Genomic DNA, 15129 nt, shown 5'->3' with positions numbered 1-15129 from the left:
TGCAGTCATGGCCGAGATCAAGCTCGCCACCCAGACCCGTACCGAGTTCGGCAAGGGTGCCGCCCGTCGCGCCCGTCGTGACAACCAGGTCCCCGCGGTCGTCTACGGCCACGGCGCCGAGCCGGTCCACGTCACGCTGCCGGCCCACGACCTGCTCCTTGCGCTTCGCACCGCCAACGTCCTGATCGGCCTGGAGATCGACGGCAAGGACACGCTGGTCATCCCGAAGGCCGTGCAGCGCAACCCGCTCAAGGGCGACATCGAGCACGTCGACCTGCTGACCGTCAAGCGCGGCGAGAAGGTCAACGTCGAGATCGCCGTGCACGTCGAGGGCGAGCTGGCCCCGGGCGGCAACCTCCTCGAGTACGTGCAGAACACCCTGCTCGTCGAGGCCGAGGCCACCCACATCCCCGAGTCCGTGACGGTCTCCGTCGCGGGCCTCGACGCCGGTGACTCCATCCTCGCCAAGGACATCCCGCTGCCCTCCGGTTCCGTGCTGGCCGGCGACGAGGACGCTGTCGTCCTGCAGGTCGTCTCCGCGCAGGCCGAGGAGCCGACTGCCGAGTCGGCCGAGGCCGAGGGCACCGAGGCCTGAGCCTCGCCCTCCACGCTTCACCTGCTTCACTGACGGGGCGGCGGTTCCTTCTTCGGGGACCCGCCGCCCCGTCCGCCTGTATCCGGGCCATCCGGAACCATCCGTACGCGAAGGAGACCGAGCGCAGATGTCCGAAGCCACCGACCCCTGGCTCATCGTGGGCCTCGGCAATCCCGGTCCCGAGTACGCGGCCAACCGGCACAATGTCGGCTTCATGGTCGCCGACCTTCTCGCGGAGCGGATCGGCGGGAAGTTCAAGCGGGCGCAGAAGGCCCAGGCGCAGGTCGTCGAGGGCCGCATCGGCCCGCCCGGACCGGCGAACCGCCGCGTGATCCTGGCCAAGCCGATGTCGTACATGAATCTTTCCGGTGGCCCTGTCACGGCGCTGCGCGACTTCTACAAGGTGCCGACCGAACACATCGTGGCGATCCATGACGAGCTGGACATCGACTACGGGATGCTGCGGCTGAAGCTGGGCGGCGGTGACAACGGGCACAACGGGCTGAAGTCGATGACGAAGTCGATGGGCTCCGACTATCACCGGGTCCGGTTCGGGATCGGCCGGCCGCCGGGCCGGATGCAGGTTGCGGACTTTGTACTGAAGGACTTCTCGTCCACCGAGCGCAAGGAGCTCGGTTATCTGGTGGACCGGGCGGCGGACTCGGTGGAATGCCTGCTCGCGGAGGGTCTGGAGCGCGCGCAGAGCGCGTACAACTCGTGAGTTAGCCGCGCAATTCGGGGTCTTTTCTGGCCATGGGCTGACTCTGAGTTGACCGAAAGCGTTCGCTTGGCCAAGGATCGCTCCCCATGAAGCGGAGCCCCACCCACCCCGCCCTCCTGTACGGCCGTGGCGCAGCCATGGGCTGTATCGCGCTGCTGCTGCTCGTCGCGGGCGTCGTGTCGTCCTGGGACTCGGCGCAGCACATCGTCCTCGCCAAGGGCCGTGAGCACGGCACGATGACCGTCACCGGCTGCGGTGCCGACGTCTGTACGGGTCCGTTCGCTCCGGCCGACGGCGCCACCGCCCGCCCGCGTGTGACGACGGAGAAGTCCGTCGCGGTGCGGAAGGGCGGCAGGTTCCCGGTCGTCGTGAAGCCCGGCACGGACGTTGTCGTACGCACGGGGCTTCCGGGTTTTCTGCATGCCTGGACGCCACTGGGCGGTGCGCTGCTGCTGGCCGCCCTGGTCATCGGCGGTGGTCTGCGGCTGACCCGGGTCGCCTGGTCCGTCGGGATCGCGGGCGCGGCTCTGCTGGTGGCGACGTTCATCGCCCTGTGACAGAACCGCGCCCGCGCACTGCCCGGCGGGTCAGCCGGTGTTGCGCAGGCCTGCGGCGACACCGTTCACGGTGAGCAGCAGGGCCCGGGCGAGCAGCGGGTCGGCTTCCTCGCCGCGCTCCGCGGCCGCGCGCTGGCGGGCCAGGAGTGAGACCTGGAGGTAGGAGATCGGGTCCAGGTAGGCGTCGCGGATGGAGAAGGTCTGCTGGAGCACCGGGCTGGTGCCGAGCAGTTCGGTCCCGCCGGTGACCTTGAGGACTTCCTCGACCGTGAGCGCGTGTTCCGCCTCGATGTCGGCGAAGACGTGCTTCAGCTCGTCGGGGACGAGTGTGTCGACGTAGTGGCGGGCGATCCGCAGGTCGGTCTTGGCGAGTGTCATCTCCACGTTCGAGATGAAGTTACGGAAGAAGTGCCACTGTTCGTGCATCTCTTCCAGAACGGTGTCCAGGCCGGCTTCGCGCAGTGCCTTGAGCCCGGAGCCGACGCCGTACCAGCCGGGCACGATCTGCCGGGACTGGGTCCAGCCGAAGACCCACGGGATGGCCCGCAGGCCGTCGAGTCCGGCGCCGGAGTCCGGGCGGCGCGAGGGGCGCGAGCCGAGGTGGAGTTCGGCGAGCTGGTCGACGGGGGTGGATGCGAAGAAGTACGCGGGCAGGTCGGGGTCCTCGACCAGCTTGCGGTACGCGTCGTGCGCGGCGTCGGAGACGGTGTCCATCGCCGCGTCCCAGCGTGCGAGGGCCTCGTCGGACTGGCGGGGCGCGGTGTGCAGCGCGGACGCCTGGAGGGTGGCCGCGACGGTCAGCTCCAGGTTCTCCCGGGCGAGCGCGGGGATGAGGTACTTGTCCGAGATGACCTCGCCCTGTTCGGTCACCTTGATCTCGCCCTCCAGCGTGCCCCACGGCTGCGCGAGGATCGCGTCGTGCGAGGGGCCGCCGCCGCGGCCGACGGTGCCGCCGCGGCCGTGGAAGAGCCGCAGCCGTACGCCGTAGCGGTGGGCGACGTCGCGGAGCCGGCGCTGTGCGCGGTGGATCTCCCACTGGGAGGTGGTGATGCCGCCGAACTTGGAGGAGTCGGAGTATCCGAGCATGACCTCCTGGACGTCGCCGCGGAGGGAGACGAGCCGCCGGTAGGACGGGTCGGCGAGCATTTCGTCGAGGATCACGTCGGCGGCGCGCAGCTCGTCGGTGGTCTCCAGGAGCGGCACGATGCCGATCTTGGCCCAGCCGCCGTGCAGGTCGAGCAGTCCGGCCTCGCGGGCGAGTACGGCGGCGGCGAAGACATCGTCGGCGCCCTGGCACATCGAGATGATGTACGACTCGATGACCTCGGGGCCGAATCGTTCGAAGGCTTCCTTGATGGTGTGGAAGACGCCGAGGGTCTTCTCGCCCGCGGCGTCCAGCGGGGCCGGGGTCGGGGCGAGCGGGCGGCGTGAGCGGAGCTCCTTGGCTAGGAGCTTCTGCCGGTAGTCGCGCGGCATGTCGGCGTAGCGCCAGGATTCCTCGCCGAGCCGGTCGAAGAGCTGGCCGAGGGCGTGGTGGTGGGCGTCGGCGTGTTCGCGTACGTCCATGGTGGCGAGCTGCAGGCCGAATGCGGAGAGGGTGCGGATGGTGCGGTTCATCCGCCCGTCGGCGAAGAGGCCGCAGCGGTGTTCGCGCAGGGAGGTCTGGATGAGTTCCAGGTCGGCGAGGAGTTCGGTGGTGCCGAGGTAGTCGCAGCCGGGGCGGTGCGGGGTGCCGCCGGCGAGGCGTTCGCGGGTGTTGACGAGCTTCTGCCGGATGCAGGTGGCCTTGAGGCGGTACGGCTCCTCGGCGTTCAGCCGCTTGTAGCGCGGGCTGATCTCGGGGAGGCGTTCCAGGTCGGTCTGCAGGGAGGTCAGCAGCTCGTCGGTGGCGCCGGTGTAGCGGATGGAGTTGGAGAGTTGACCGCGCAGGTGGTCGACGAGTTCCAGCGCGTCGGTGATGCCGTGTTCGTGCTGGAGGATCAGCACATCCCAGGTGACGGCGGGTGTCACGTTGGGGTTGCCGTCGCGGTCGCCGCCGATCCAGGTGCCGAAGGTCAGCGGGCGGGTTCCGGCGGGCAGCTCGACGCCGACCCGCTCCAGCTCGGCCGCGAGGTCCTCAAGTACGTCCCCGACGGCGTTGGCGTGCAGTTCGTCGAGGTAGTAGATGGCGTTGCGGGCCTCGTCGGCCGGCTCGGGGCGGACCACGCGCAGTTCGTCGGTCTGCCAGATGAGGTCGATGTTCTCGGCGAGCCGCAGGTCGTGGCGGCGCCGGTCGGCCTCGATGACGGGGGTGTCGAGCAGCTCGGCGATGCGGCGGAGCTTGTTCAGTACGGAGCGCCGCGCCGCCTCGGTGGGGTGCGCGGTGAAGACGGGCCGTACGTTGAGGTTCTTGACGGTCTCGCGCAGGTGCTCGGGGTCCGCGTCCTTCAGCCGGTCGGCGGTACGGGCCAGCAGCCCGCCCTCCGCGGCGCGCCGGTCGCGCATCTCGTGGGCGCGGTGGACCTGCTCGGTCACGTTGGCCAGGTGGAAGTAGGTGGAGAAGGCGCGCACCAGCTGTGCGGCGGTCTCCAGGTCCGTGTCGCCGAGGAGTTCGGCGGCGGCCTCGCCGTCGGTACGGGTCAGGGCGCGGACACGCTCGACGAGGTCGAGGAGTTCCTGGCCCTCCTGGCGTACGAGTGTCTCGCCCAGCAGGTCGCCGAGGCGGCGGATGTCGGCGCGCAGCTCGGCGTTGGCGGCGGGGGTCTGGTCGGCACTGCTCACAGTGTGCGGCTCCTTGCAGTGGTTGAGCACCGGATCCGGGGCCGGCGGCTGGCAGCAGGCCCCGGGAAAGCAGAGTGCGGACCGCGCTGTCCGACGCTTCCAGGATAGGTGTCCGCGCCGTCGGCGCTGCTCTCGGCCCGACCACCGTTCCCCTTCATGGCCGAGGCCCTCAGCTCTCGTGCTGCGGGCCTCGGCGCTGTCATACTTACGAAACCGTAGGTTACGGATGCGTAGCCAGAGCTATCCGTCGTACTTCTCACCCTCCAGGGGCTCCCCATGAACAGCACCCCCGACGTGATCGACGACGCCCGGACACCGGCGGCCGACGGTCCGGTTCTCCCCTCCGCCACGCTCGGCGGCGACAACAAGCGTTCGATCGAGCAGATCGCGCTGCTGCTTTTCATCGTGGTGCCGTTCGTGGCGCTGGTCGCGGCGGTTCCGCTGGCCTGGGGCCGCGGTGTGAGCTGGCTCGATCTGGGCCTGCTGGTCGCCATGTACTTCACCGGCGTCCACGGCATCACGATCGGTTTCCACCGCTACTTCACCCACGGTTCCTTCAAGGCGAAACGCCCGCTCCGTATCGCCCTGGCCGTCGCCGGGTCGCTCGCCGTGGAGGGCCCGCTGGTGCGCTGGGTGGCCGACCACCGCAAGCACCACCGCTTCTCCGACGCCGAGGGCGACCCGCATTCGCCGTGGCGGTTCGGCGAGACGCTCCCGGCCCTGATGAAGGGCCTGTGGTGGGCGCACATCGGCTGGATGTTCGACGAGGAGCAGACGCCGCAGCACAAGTACGCCCCGGACCTGGTCAAGGACCCGGCGCTGCGCGGGATCTCCCGCCACTTCCTCACGTTCACGATCGTCTCGCTGGCGATCCCGCCACTGGTCGGCGGTCTGGTGACGATGTCGTGGTGGGGTGCGGCGACGGCGTTCTTCTGGGGCTCTCTCGTACGGGTGGCTCTCCTGCACCACGTCACCTGGTCGATCAACTCCATCTGCCACGCGGTCGGCAAGCGCCCCTTCAAGTCCCGGGACCGGTCCGGCAATGTGTGGTGGCTGGCGGTCCTGTCCTGCGGCGAGTCCTGGCACAACCTGCACCATGCGGACCCGACGAGCGCCCGGCACGGGGTCATGAAGGGCCAGGTCGACTCCAGCGCCCGGCTGATCCGCTGGTTCGAGAAGCTCGGCTGGGCGTACGACGTGCGCTGGCCGGACGCGTCCCGGATCGACTCCCGGCGTATCGACGCCCGGAGCGAGACCGCGCGCTCCGACGCGGCATGATTGACGACGTGGCGACCGACGGCAGCACGAGCAGCGAGAAGAACCGTCCCTCCTCCACCCGGCGGACCCGCCGCGTGAGGATGACGGGCAAGGAACGCCGCGAACAGCTGCTGGACATCGGCCGCATCCTCTTCGCCGACAAGGGTTTCGAAGGCACCTCGGTCGAGGAGATCGCGGCCCGCGCCGGCGTCTCCAAGCCGGTCGTCTACGAACACTTCGGCGGCAAGGAGGGCCTGTACGCCGTCGTGGTGGACCGCGAGATGCGCCAGCTCCTCGACATGGTGACCAGCGCCCTGACGGCGGGCCACCCGCGCGAGCTCCTGGAACAGGCCGCGTTCGCACTGCTCGACTACATCGAGACGTATACGGACGGCTTCCGCATCCTGGTCCGCGACTCCCCCGTCGCCCAGTCGACGGGCACCTTCGCGTCGCTGATCAGTGACATCGCCACCCAGGTGGAGGACATCCTGGGCCTGGAGTTCAAGGCCCGCGGCTTCGACCCGAAGCTGGCCCCGCTGTACGCGCAGGCGCTGGTCGGCATGGTGGCGCTGACGGGCCAGTGGTGGCTGAACGTACGCAAGCCGAAGAAGGCGGAGGTGGCGGCGCATCTGGTGAACCTGGCCTGGCACGGTCTGGAGAATCTGGAGTCGAAGCCGCGGCTGATCGGCCATCGCAAGAACTGACCGGCCACCGGGAGTACCGGCGCGCCGACGCGGTGTGTGAGCGGGCCCGCCCTGTCGTCAGGGGTGGGCCCGCCGGCCGTTGGCCTGTGTCCCGTCCCGAACCGGCTCCGGTGCTCAGCCGTCCACCGGTTCCAGGAACTCCAGCCGGTTGCCGACCGGGTCGTGGCTGAAGAACCGGCGGTGGCCCGGCAGGTCGCCGTCCCACTGCACCTGTGCGCCGTGCGCCTCCAGGCGCGCCGCGAACGCCTCGATGTCCGTGACCCGCAGCCCCGGGTGGGCCTTCTTCGCGGGGTGGAACTCCGCTTCGATGCCCAGGTGCAGCTGGACGGGGCCCGTCCGGAACCAGCAGCCGCCGCGGGTTGCGAGGACCGGCGGCTTCGGGATCTCCGTCATGCCGAGGGCGTCCACGTAGAAGGCGCGAAGCGCGTCCTCCGAGCCTGCCGGGGCGGCCAGTTGGACGTGGTCCATTGCGGCGATCATCACTTCTCCTTGTGGGCCACGGCGAAGATGCGGCGGAACGGGAAGACCGTGCCGTGCGGGCCCTTCGGGTAGGCGGTGCGCAGCGCGTCGCGGTATTCGGTGAGGAAGGCGTCCTTGGCCTGCGGGTCGTCCGCGAGCGCCGTCAGGATCGGGCGCAGGCCGGTGCCCTTGACCCAGTCGAGGGCGGCGTCCTCGCCCTGCAGGAGGTGGAGGTAGGTGGTCTCCCAGACGTCCGCCGTGATGCCGGGGGCCGTGAGCGCGTCGAGGTAGGCGGTGGGTGTCAGGACGGCGTCGGCGTGGCGCAGGATGCCGGTCAGGCGGGAGCGCCAGCGCGGGGACTCGGCCAGTTCGCGCATCAGGACGTGCGTGGGCTGGTCGAAGTTGCCGGGTACCTGGAAGGCAAACGTACCGCCGGGGGTGATGGCGTCCAGCCAGGCCGGGAAGCGGTCGGTGTGGCCGGGGACCCACTGGAGCAGGGCGTTGGAGACGATCAGGTCGTACGGTTCGGCCGGCGTCCAGGTCGTGGCGTCCGCCTCGGCGAAGTCCAGGAAGGGGGTGGCGTGGGCGCGGGCCTGTTCCAGCATCTGGGGGGAATTGTCGTAGCCGGTGATGCGGGCCTCGGGCCAGCGGTCGGCGAGGAGGGCCGTCACGTTGCCCGCTCCGCAGCCGAGGTCCGCGATGCGGGGTGCGGGTGCGGCCGGGAGCTCGGGGATGCGGGCCAGGAGGTCGTGGAACGGGCGGGTGCGGTGGTCGGCGTGGCGCAGGTACTGCTGCGGGTCCCAGGTGGGTGTCGTCATGCAGTCAGGATCACCATCCAGGTATCTTGATGTCAAGACACTTGAATTCAAGAGACTTCATGTCGACAGACCCTTTACACTGATCCACATGGAGGACGAGGTCGACCGTCTGGTCGCTGCATGGCGCCGCGAGCGCCCCGACCTCGACGTGGAACCGCTCGAGGTGCTCAGCCGCGTCTCGCGCCTCGCCCGCCACCTCGACCGGGCCCGCCGGATCGCGTTCTCCGAACACAATCTTGAGCCGTGGGAGTTCGACGTACTGACGTCGCTGCGCCGCGCCGGTGCCCCGTATCAGCTCTCCCCCGGCCAGCTGCTGACCCAGACGCTGGTCACTTCGGGCACGATGACCAACCGCATCGACCGGCTGACCAAGAAGAACCTGGTCGAGCGGCTCCCCGACCCCAGCGACCGGCGGGGCGTGCTGGTCCGGCTCACCCCCGAGGGGCGCGACAAGGCCGACCAGTCGCTGGCCGGCCTGCTCGCCCAGGAGCGTGCCATCCTGGGCGAACTCTCCCGTCACCAGCGTGGTGAGCTGGCCTCGCTACTACGCCAGTTGACCGCCCCGTTCGACAACATCCCCGGCTAGCTCGGCCGGTCCGACGCCCGCCCGTCGGGCCAGCGCGACGGCGGCCAGCGTCGAGTGCACGCCCAGCTTTCCCAGCACGTTCTGCATATGCGTACGCACCGTGTGCGGGGAGAGGAAGAGCCGCTCCGCCACCGCCTTGCGGCCCAGCCCAGCCACCATGCAGCGCAGCACCTCGCGCTCGCGCGGGGTCAGCGACTCGACCAGCCGCTCGCTCTCGGTGCGGTGCTTGCGGGCCGCCGTCAGCTCCCGCAGCACACCGGTGAGCAGCGCAGGAGGAAGATGCGTCTCGTCGCGGAGCACGCCCCGGATGACCGTGAGCAGCCGTTGCAGCGAGCAGTCCTTGGCGACCCAGCCCGACGCCCCGGCCTGCAGCGCGAGCGCAGCCCGGCGTGGGTCGTCCTTCTCGGCGAGCACCACCGTACGGGCGGACGGCTGGCCCGAACGGACGCCGGCGACCAGCGAGAGCCCGTCGACCGGCGGGCTCTCGCCGCTGTTCGGTGCGGGTACCGGGACCGGGCCCGAGGCCATGCGTCCACCGCCCGACGACAGGGTGCCGAGTTCGGCGTCGACGAGTATCACGTCGTACCTACGGCCTTCGGCGGCCGCCCGCTCCAGACATCGCAGCGCGGCGGGACCGCTGCCCGCCGCCGCCACGTCGACGTCCGGCTCGGCCGCGAGGGCCGCCGCGAGCGACTCGGCGAAAATGCGGTGGTCGTCCACCACGAGAACCCGGATACGAACCACAGGCACCCCCATGCTGCGTCTGGTGCGGGGCCACCCCCTGGCCCCCCGACGGGGACGGACCGGTGCGGGCACGACGCCCGGAGCGATGGGTGAACCTCAGCCCTACGGCCGCCGCCGTGTGCAGACTGCCACCCCGCCCCGGGCGTCGTACCCGACTGTCTCGTACCCCTGAATCAGCACCGGCCCCCACCGGTGCTGTGCATCAGCGTACGACTGAGGGCCCGGAGCGGAAGGTAATTCACAGAACTGATGGACCTCGGTGTTTAGGGTGTGGTTCATGTTTCGTCTTGAGACAGAAGTAGACAAAGATCGTCGTCTTCTGCTGGGTGAACGGCTGCACCACAGCAACAGGGAACGCTCCCCGGAGCTCCGCGCCCTGCTCGCCACGCCCGCCGAGCACGAACTCCCGCTGGAGGTTTGGGCGATGGACGGCCGAGGCGGGCTGGCCGGCGGGCTGACCGGACGCACCTGGGCGTACTGGCTCCATGTGGATCTGCTCTGGGTCGATGACCGGCATCGCGGCTCCGGCATCGGCTCGCAGCTGCTCGCCGAGGCCGAACGGGTGGCGGAGACGGACCGCGCCTGCACCCGCTCCCGGCTGGAGACCTGGGGGTTCCAGGCCCCCGACTTCTACCGCAAGCGGGGGTACGAGGTGATCGGGCGGGTCGACAACTACCCGCCCGGTGTCACCGAGTTCATCCTGACGAAGACCTTCGGCTGACCGACGGGCTCAGCCGGTGCGGCGGGCGCCTGCCGACGGGACCGCCGGAAAGACCCCGGGCGCCGCGTATCCCGCCGAAGTGAACGCCTCCAGCACCGACTTGGTGACCGCGTCCGTGTCCGCCTCCTCCACCAGCACGATCGCCGACCCGCCGAAGCCGCCGCCGGTCATCCGCGCGCCCAGCGCCCCGGCCGCGTTCGCCGCGGAGACCACCAGATCCAGTTCGGGACAGGAGACCCGCAGATCGTCACGGAGCGAGACATGGCCCGCCGTGAGGACGGGGCCGGCGGCGCGCACATCGCCCGCGTCGAGCAGCGCGATGACCTGCTCCACCCGCGCGTTGTCGCTGACCACATGGCGTACGTACCGCACGACCGACTCGTCGGCACCGGACTCGGCGAGGGTGTCGAGCGCGGCGCCGAGACCGTCGTACGGAAGATCGCGCAGCGTCCCGATGCCGAGCGCCCGCGCGCCCGCCTCGCAGCCGGCCCGCCGCTCCGCGTACGCGCCGTCGCCCAGCGCGTGCTTGACCCGGGTGTCGACGACCAGCAGCCGCAGACCGTGCGCGGACAGGTCGAACGGGACCTGGCGCTGGGTGAGGTCGCGGGTGTCGAGGTGCAGGGCGTGGCCGTCGGTGCAGCAGGCCGACGCCATCTGGTCCATGACTCCGCACGGCACGCCGACGAACGCGTTCTCGGCGCGCTGCGCAAGCACCGCCAGCTCGGACGCGGACAGGCCGAGCTCGAAGAGGTCGTTCAGCGCGAGCGCGGTGACCACTTCGAGGGCGGCGGACGAGGAGAGCCCGGCGCCGGTGGGGACGGTCGAGGTCAGCTGGATGTCCGCGCCGGTGACCTGGTGGCCCGCCTCGCGCAGCGCCCAGACGACGCCGGCCGGGTAGGCCGCCCAGCCGTGCCCGGAGTGCGGGGCCAGCTCGTCGACGCGGAGCTGGACGACACCGCCCGGCACGTCGGTCGAGTGCAGCCGCAGCTCGCCGTCGGTGCGGCGGGCGACGGCCGCGCGCGCGGTGTGCGGCAGCGCGAGCGGCATCACGAAGCCGTCGTTGAAGTCGGTGTACTCGCCGATCAGGTTGACCCGGCCGGGCGCCGCCCAGACTCCTTCGGGGGCGGTGCCGTACAGCTCGGTGAAAGCGGTGACCAGCTCAGCGTTGTCGGTCATGGCGCGGTGGGCTCCTCTCGGCGGGCGAACGTCCAGGCGTCGGAGACGATTCCGGCCAGGTCGGCACGGCTCGGCTGCCAGCCGAGCCGCTCCCTGGCAGTGGTGGCGGAGGCGACCAGCACGGCCGGGTCACCGGCGCGGCGGGGGGCCGCGATCTCGGGGACCGGGTGGCCGGTGACCTTGCGGACGGTCTCGATGACCTCGCGCACCGAGAAACCGTTGCCGTTGCCGAGGTTGCAGATCAGGTGTTCGCCCGCGGTGGCCGCGTCCAGGGCCAGGAGGTGGGCCTCGGCCAGGTCCGCGACGTGGATGTAGTCACGTACGCAGCTGCCGTCGGGGGTCGGGTAGTCGTCGCCGTAGACGGAGATCGACTCGCGCCGGCCGAGCGCGACCTGGAGGACCAGCGGAATCAGGTGCGACTCGGGGCTGTGCCGCTCCCCGTGGCTGCCGTACGCCCCGGCGACGTTGAAGTAGCGCAGCGAGACCGCGGCCAGTCCGTGCGCGGCCGCCTCGCCGGTGATCATGTGGTCGACGGCCAGCTTCGTCGCGCCGTACGGGTTGGTGGGGGCGGTCGGGTCGGACTCCGTGATCGGGCTGGAGACCGGTTCGCCGTAGGTCGCGGCCGTGGAGGAGAAGACCAGGGTGCGGACACCCGCGTCACGCATCGCGGCGAGCAGGGCGGTGGATCCGCCGACGTTGTTGACCCAGTACTTCTCCGGGTCGGTGACGGACTCGCCGACCTGGGAGTACGCGGCGAAGTGCAGCACCCCGTCGTAGGAGGAGTCCAGCCAGCGCGCGGCGTCCTGGATACGGCCCTCGATGAACTCGGCCCCGGCGGGGACGCCCTCACGGAACCCGGTCGACAGGTCGTCGAGGACGGTCACCTCGTGACCGGCTTCGAGAAGATGCGCGGCGACCACACTGCCGACATATCCGGCGCCGCCTGTGACCAGGTACTTCTTCCGGGGGCTGAGCCGGGGGTCGCTCTGGGGCTTGCTCACTCGCTCGCTACCTCTCGCAGTCGCTGGGCCGCGGCCTCCGGCGGCACGTCGTTGATGAACACACTCATGCCGGACTCGGAACCCGCGAGGAACTTCAGCTTGCCGGAGGTACGTCGGATGGTGAAAAGCTCGAGGTGAAGCCCGAACTCCTCCCGCCCGGGGACTCCGAACGGCGCCTGGTGCCAGGCCGCGATGTACGGGGTCGGCGGCTCACCGGGGCCGAAGATCCGGTCGAATCGCCTCAAGAGTTCCAGATAGATCTGTGCGAACTCTGTGCGCGCCCCTTCGTCGAGTTCCCGCAGGTCGGGAACGCGCCGGCGCGGGTGCAGATGCACCTCGTACGGCCAGTGCGCGGCGTACGGGACGAAGGCCACCCAGTGCTCGCCGGTCAGCACCACGCGATCGCCGTCGGCCAGCTCGCGGGCCACGATGTCGTCGAAGAGGTTGCCACCGGTCCGCTCGCGGTGCGCCTTCATCGAGCGGAGCATCAGCTCGGTGCGCGGGGTGACGAAGGGGTACGCGTAGATCTGCCCGTGCGGATGGCCGAGCGTCACGCCTATCTCGGCGCCCCGGTTCTCGAAGCAGAACACCTGCTTGACCTGCTCGAACTCGGCGAGTTCGGCGGTGCGGTCGGTCCAGGCGTCGAGGACCAGGGCCGCCTGCTCCTCGGTGAGGTCGGCGAACGACGAGTCGTGGTCGGAGGTGAAGCAGACGACCTCGCAGCGGCCGGAGTCACCGGCGAGCGAGGGGAAGCGGTTCTCGAAGACGACCACGTCGTACTGGTCGTCGGGGATCTCGCTGAGCCGCCCGTCCCGGGACGGGCAGAGCGGGCACTCGTCGGCCGGCGGGTGGTACGTGCGGCCCTGACGGTGCGAGGCGATGGCGACGCTGTCCCCGAGGAGGGGGTCGCGGCGGATTTCGGAGGAGGTCGATACGGCGTCGAGCGGCCGCCGGTCGACGGCGTCCCGGACCACGTCGTCGCGGCTGTCGTAGTAGAGCAGCTCCCGGCCGTCGGCGAGCGTCGTAACCGTCTTCTTCACCAGGTTCCTCCAAACATAACCGCACACAACAAACCACAAGCCAACACGCACGTCAATGAGTGGGCGCCCGGCCGCCCTCGTCGACGCACACGCGTTCCAGACCCGAACATTTAGGGGTGAAGTGGACCCGATCCACGGGTAATCGCCGAGCAGCCGGCCTTACGCTCCCTGGCGTGAAGGCAGGCATGGGGCGCCGATGCCGGCTGTATGCCAACCGCGCGCAGGAACAGGTTCTGACCCGGTGGGGGCGTGCGGCACGCACCCTGTGAAACATTGCGCTCGAGCAGCGCACATACGTGTTTGAGCAGCGCGGCAGCAGCCTGCGCTCACAGGAGCGTCAATTCTGGGTCTACGAGCAGGGTGTCATCGACATCCCGACCGACCAGGGCGCCAACTTCGTCTCCGCGATCGTCGGCTTCGTCGCCGGTGCGGAGGTCATGGCCGTCGTCACCGTCTCCACAGCTCCGAAGCCTGCGTCCGGCACCGGCGCCGGACGGCTCCGCCGACGTCGGCCCGGACGCCTGAGCAGTCTCCGCACCGCCCCGAAGGGGCCGGACGTCACCCCGCGTCCGGCCCCTTCGTCGTTCCGCCCACCGCCGCGCGGTCCAGCAGCCCGGTGCGGGCCGCCAGTGCCGCGGCCTCCAGCCGTGAGCCGACCCCCAGCTTCATCAGCACCCGCTGCACATGCGTACGCGCGGTGCTCGGCGCGATCCGCATCCCGGCCGCGATCAGCCGGGTGTCCTCGCCCTCCGCGACCCGCACCAGGACCTCGACCTCGCGCGGGGTGAGCATCCGCAGCAGCCGCTGCCCCTCGTCGTCCGGCTGGACGGCCGGGTTGAGCAGCTCGGCGAAGGCGCCCTGGAGCAGTTGCGGCGCGATCGCCGCCTCGCCGGCCCGCGCCTTGACCATCGCCCGCTCGACGCCCTCTATCCGCTCGTCGTGCCTGACATACCCGGCGGCGCCGGCCGCGAAGGCCGCCGCGATCCCGCGCGGACTCGGCACCGGTCCGAGCACCACCACCGCCACCTGCGGGCGCTCCCGCTTGATCCGGGCTATCGGGTCGAACGCCCCGGGTTCAGCGGGTGCCGCCGTACCGAACAGACAGACCTCCGGGGCTCTGCTCACCACGAGTTCCGCCGCACCGGCGGTCGGCGCGGCCGCCGCGAGCACCCGGTGACCCCGCAATTTCAACGCCGAGGCCAACGCCTCGGCGAGCAGTCTGTGGTCATCGACCACCATGAGCCGCACGCCCATCGAGTTACCCCCCGCAGCAATGGAGCCACACCCAGGCGTCGCGCGGCGGACGCCGGTCCGACGACAGGCCCCGGCCCCCGGCTCCTTTGACCCGGCAAGCTACACGCTTGTTCGACGTAGCGCGCCCCTTACCAGGCAGAAGACCCCCGGAATGACCAACTTTCCCTTCACTCAGGCCGGGCTGAGGCTCCGTCATGTTCGATTCATCGCTGTTGTATGGTGCGTGCCGACAACGGCAGATTAATTTCTGGGGGGATCCATGCATCTGAAAAGGACCTTGCTCGTCACAGTGGCTGCATGCGCCGCGGTGGCAGGCCCGGCGTTCACCGGCACTGCCGCTGCCGCATCCAACGTCACTGCCACCTCCGTCTCGACCTCGTGGGGATACGCGAAGGTACAGGCTGGCTGGCAAGTCAACCCTTATAAGCTCGACCCGCTGTACATGTACGTGGAGGACAGGGACGCCGACGGCCATTCCGTCGCGGTCCGTCTGGTCACGTACGGGGACGCCGGAACCCACTACTTCCCCCTGCACCAGGTTTCCACCGGCGTGGGTACCCACTGGGATGCATTTAGCTACGCCAACCCCGGCGGCTGGATTGCCCTCGCCCGGATTGAACTCTGCCAGATGGAGGGGTCCAAGATTCTGACCTGCGTCGGGTCCAGCAATATGAAGCCGCCGTTCGACGACAGCAGCGTCTAAGAGCGTGCACATGTGGGGGTGGAGGCGGCGGAT

The 15129-nt window shown here is 70.2% G+C and carries 16 protein-coding genes; 8 read left to right on the top strand and 8 right to left on the bottom strand.

Going from position 1 to position 15129, the window contains the following annotated elements; translation table 11 throughout:
• Positions 1-7 precede the first annotated feature (7 nt).
• From OHA03_RS17390 to OHA03_RS17380, 3 genes are all read left to right on the top strand, one after another.
• The gene (locus OHA03_RS17390; protein WP_267004754.1) at positions 8-595 is read left to right on the top strand and encodes a 50S ribosomal protein L25/general stress protein Ctc; all 588 of its coding nucleotides are present in this window, start codon (positions 8-10) and stop codon (positions 593-595) included.
• A gap of 127 nt (positions 596-722) precedes the next feature.
• The gene (gene pth / locus OHA03_RS17385) at positions 723-1316 is read left to right on the top strand and encodes an aminoacyl-tRNA hydrolase (protein ID WP_267004753.1); all 594 of its coding nucleotides are present in this window, start codon (positions 723-725) and stop codon (positions 1314-1316) included.
• Positions 1317-1402: 86 nt separating this feature from the next.
• Entirely contained in the window at positions 1403-1873 is a 471-nt protein-coding gene (locus tag OHA03_RS17380) for a hypothetical protein (RefSeq protein WP_267004752.1), read from the top strand.
• A 30-nt stretch (positions 1874-1903) separates the two neighbouring features.
• Here OHA03_RS17380 and ppc read toward each other — a convergent pair whose 3' ends face one another.
• A complete protein-coding gene (gene ppc, locus OHA03_RS17375) occupies positions 1904-4633 on the bottom strand; it encodes a phosphoenolpyruvate carboxylase (RefSeq protein WP_267004751.1) in 2730 nt (909 codons plus the stop codon).
• 276 nt (positions 4634-4909) lie between these two features.
• On the opposite strand from ppc, the gene OHA03_RS17370 reads away from it, so the two are divergent.
• Positions 4910-5911 carry a fatty acid desaturase gene (locus OHA03_RS17370; RefSeq protein ID WP_267004750.1) on the top strand — a complete coding sequence of 334 codons (1002 nt, stop codon included), beginning with the start codon at positions 4910-4912 and terminating at the stop codon, positions 5909-5911.
• Complete coding sequence (locus tag OHA03_RS17365) at positions 5908-6594, top strand: TetR/AcrR family transcriptional regulator (RefSeq protein WP_267004749.1); 687 nt, start codon at positions 5908-5910, stop codon at positions 6592-6594. The genes OHA03_RS17370 and OHA03_RS17365 overlap by 4 nt, the downstream gene beginning before the upstream one ends.
• Before the next feature lie 114 nt (positions 6595-6708).
• Here OHA03_RS17365 and OHA03_RS17360 read toward each other — a convergent pair whose 3' ends face one another.
• Positions 6709-7074, bottom strand: a complete 366-nt coding sequence (locus OHA03_RS17360; protein WP_267004748.1) for a VOC family protein — start codon at positions 7072-7074, stop codon at positions 6709-6711.
• Positions 7074-7871 carry a trans-aconitate 2-methyltransferase gene (locus OHA03_RS17355; protein WP_267004747.1) on the bottom strand — a complete coding sequence of 266 codons (798 nt, stop codon included), beginning with the start codon at positions 7869-7871 and terminating at the stop codon, positions 7074-7076. The genes OHA03_RS17360 and OHA03_RS17355 overlap by 1 nt, the downstream gene beginning before the upstream one ends.
• 88 nt (positions 7872-7959) lie before the next feature.
• Between OHA03_RS17355 and OHA03_RS17350 the strand changes: the two genes are divergently transcribed.
• Entirely contained in the window at positions 7960-8457 is a 498-nt protein-coding gene (locus OHA03_RS17350) for a MarR family winged helix-turn-helix transcriptional regulator (protein WP_030976849.1), read from the top strand.
• Here the strand turns inward: OHA03_RS17350 and OHA03_RS17345 are convergent.
• Positions 8416-9201 (bottom strand): response regulator transcription factor, encoded by a 786-nt coding sequence (locus tag OHA03_RS17345; RefSeq protein WP_267008075.1) that lies wholly within the window; start codon positions 9199-9201, stop codon positions 8416-8418. The two genes, OHA03_RS17350 and OHA03_RS17345, sit on opposite strands and share 42 nt — an antisense overlap.
• A gap of 277 nt (positions 9202-9478) precedes the next feature.
• On the opposite strand from OHA03_RS17345, the gene OHA03_RS17340 reads away from it, so the two are divergent.
• Entirely contained in the window at positions 9479-9922 is a 444-nt protein-coding gene (locus OHA03_RS17340; RefSeq protein ID WP_267004746.1) for a GNAT family N-acetyltransferase, read from the top strand.
• 9 nt (positions 9923-9931) lie between these two features.
• On the opposite strand, the gene galK is transcribed toward OHA03_RS17340, so the two are convergent.
• The 4 genes from galK to OHA03_RS17320 form a co-directional block, all read right to left on the bottom strand.
• Positions 9932-11098: a galactokinase gene (gene galK, locus OHA03_RS17335; RefSeq protein ID WP_267004745.1), complete on the bottom strand. Its 1167-nt coding sequence runs from the start codon at positions 11096-11098 to the stop codon at positions 9932-9934.
• The gene (galE, locus tag OHA03_RS17330; protein WP_267004744.1) at positions 11095-12099 is read right to left on the bottom strand and encodes a UDP-glucose 4-epimerase GalE; all 1005 of its coding nucleotides are present in this window, start codon (positions 12097-12099) and stop codon (positions 11095-11097) included. Before galE ends, galK begins: the two co-directional genes overlap by 4 nt.
• Complete coding sequence (gene galT, locus OHA03_RS17325; protein ID WP_267004743.1) at positions 12096-13139, bottom strand: galactose-1-phosphate uridylyltransferase; 1044 nt, start codon at positions 13137-13139, stop codon at positions 12096-12098. Before galT ends, galE begins: the two co-directional genes overlap by 4 nt.
• A 558-nt stretch (positions 13140-13697) precedes the next feature.
• A complete protein-coding gene (locus OHA03_RS17320; protein WP_267004742.1) occupies positions 13698-14393 on the bottom strand; it encodes a response regulator transcription factor in 696 nt (231 codons plus the stop codon).
• A 259-nt stretch (positions 14394-14652) separates the two neighbouring features.
• Here OHA03_RS17320 and OHA03_RS17315 point away from each other — a divergent pair, with 259 nt between their 5' ends.
• Positions 14653-15096, top strand: coding sequence for a hypothetical protein (locus tag OHA03_RS17315; protein WP_267004741.1), 444 nt, complete (start codon positions 14653-14655; stop codon positions 15094-15096).
• Positions 15097-15129: the final 33 nt, after the last annotated feature.

The organism is Streptomyces sp. NBC_00154, assembly GCF_026342835.1.
Classification (GTDB): domain Bacteria; phylum Actinomycetota; class Actinomycetes; order Streptomycetales; family Streptomycetaceae; genus Streptomyces.
Note: the sequence above shows the minus strand (reverse complement) of the source record. Positions and strands in the feature narration are given on the sequence as shown.